The sequence below is a fragment of the Chitinophaga sp. genome, from assembly GCF_035564935.1.
Classification (GTDB): domain Bacteria; phylum Bacteroidota; class Bacteroidia; order Chitinophagales; family Chitinophagaceae; genus Chitinophaga.
This window is the reverse complement of record NZ_DATMTE010000779.1, coordinates 1-2,041: the sequence shown is the minus strand read 5'-3', so window position 1 is coordinate 2,041 and position 2,041 is coordinate 1. Positions and strand designations below refer to the sequence as shown.

The following is a 2,041-nucleotide window of genomic DNA, read 5'->3' as shown; positions in this document are numbered from 1 at the left end:
CTTCTCAACTATATATACGAGAAGCCCGGCGCATGCTGGGACAATATGTGACGACCGAACACAATATCCTGGGCAAGCGCAGGGTGGAAGATCCGATCGGTATGGGCTCATATACCCTGGATTCGCATAATGTCCAACGCTATGTGACCAAAGAAGGCTTTGTTCAAAACGAAGGCGATATCGGCGTTCATGTGCCAGCGCCTTACGCCATTTCCTATGGATCGATTATCCCAAAAAGCAATGAATGCAGCAATTTACTTGTTCCGGTCTGCCTCTCCAGTTCGCATATTGCCTTTGGTTCGATCCGTATGGAGCCGGTATTCATGGTGTTGGGGCAGAGTGCAGGTGCCGCAGCGATATTAGCACTTGATAATGATGGGGTTGTGCAGCACGTGGATTACGGCTTATTAAAAAAACAACTGCTGGATTCGGGGCAAGTATTGGAACAAAAATAATATATTGCAATAAAATTATACCTGGATATAGAATGGATTTAGATAATATGAACGCGCTTACGCTGGTCTTTGCGTCAATTTTAATCTTCGCGATCGCTTACCGTTTTTACGGGGTTTTTATGGCACAGAAAGTACTCCAGCTCAATGATGCCATCACTACCCCGGCAGTCGAGTTTGCCGATGGCCACGATTACGTGAAGACAGACCGCAAGGTCTTGTTTGGACATCATTTTGCTGCCATTGCCGCTGCCGGGCCTTTGGTCGGTCCAGTGCTGGCTGCCCAGTTTGGTTACCTTCCGGGGGCGCTCTGGATTTTGATCGGTTGTGTTCTGGGGGGCGGTGTGCACGATATGGTTGTCCTGTTTGCTTCGGTCAGGCACAAAGGGCAGAGCCTGGCAACCATTGCGTCGAAGGAAATCGGTCCTGTTGTCGGCGGTATAGCCGGTATAGCTGTTCTGTTTATTCTTATCCTGACCTTGGCTGGTCTTTCTCTTGCCTGTATCAGCGCCATGCACGAGGCCCCTTGGTCCTTATTTACCATTATTCTGACCATGCCGATTGCCATATTTATGGGACTCTTGATGCGGTACAAAGCCGGATCAGTTACCTTGGCTAGCATATTGGGGGGGATTTTATTGATTGTGGGCATTATTGCGGGCCATCGCTTGATGGAGATCCCAGTCATTCACAACCTGTTCGATTGGGATGTCAAGACCATTTCGATCGCGATTGCTGTTTATGGATTTTTAGCATCGGTGTTACCCATCTGGTTGCTTCTTGTTCCTCGGGATTACCTTTCTACCTATCTCAAGATCGGCACGATCCTGATGTTGGCCGTTGGCATTGTCTTTGTGCATCCGACGATACAGATGCCCGCTCTGACCGATTTTATCCATGGCGGCGGACCCGTGATCGGCGGGCCCGTGCTGCCCTTTATTTTTATTGTGATTGCCTGCGGTGCAATTTCGGGTTTCCATGCGATTATTGCCACGGGCACGACGCCCAAGATGTTGGGTACCGAAAGAGAGATTCTTTTTGTGGGCTATGGTGCGATGCTGGTCGAGGGATTTGTCGCCCTAATGGCCTTGATTGCAGCCTGCACCTTGCTGCCGGGGGACTATTTTGCGATCAATACGCCAGTCAGTGACTATGCCCATTTTCTGGCGCAACATCCCGAATTAAAGGCCGTGGATCTGCAACATTTTTCAGATCGGATAGGAGTTGATCTCCATGGCCGGACCGGCGGAGCTGTTTCCCTGGCTGTGGGAATGGCACATATATTTGATAAGGTTCCCTTTATGGACGACGTGATGGCTTATTGGTATAATTTCGCCATTATGTTTGAAGCCGTATTTATCCTTACGGCTATTGATGCCGGGACACGGGTGGGGCGATTCTTTTTGCAGGAAATGTTGGGCAATATCTTTCCGGCCTTTAAAGACAAAGATTGGAAACCGGGCATTTGGCTATGCAGTGCTATTTTCACTTTTTCATGGGGCTATCTTGTTTTTACGGGAAATGTAAGCAGTATCTGGCCACTATTTGGCATTAGCAACCAGCTCTTGGCTGCCTGTGGGCTTATTGTC

At 49.0% G+C, this 2,041-nt stretch carries 2 protein-coding genes; both read left to right on the top strand.

The features are described from left to right. Positions 1 to 455 (top strand): FAD-dependent oxidoreductase (locus tag VN105_RS20135; protein ID WP_325643544.1); only part of this gene is annotated, 455 nt, incomplete at its 5' end. 32 nt (positions 456 to 487) lie between these two features. Continuing rightward, a partial coding sequence (locus tag VN105_RS20130; protein WP_325643542.1) for a carbon starvation protein A occupies positions 488 to 2,041 on the top strand: 1,554 nt, incomplete at its 3' end.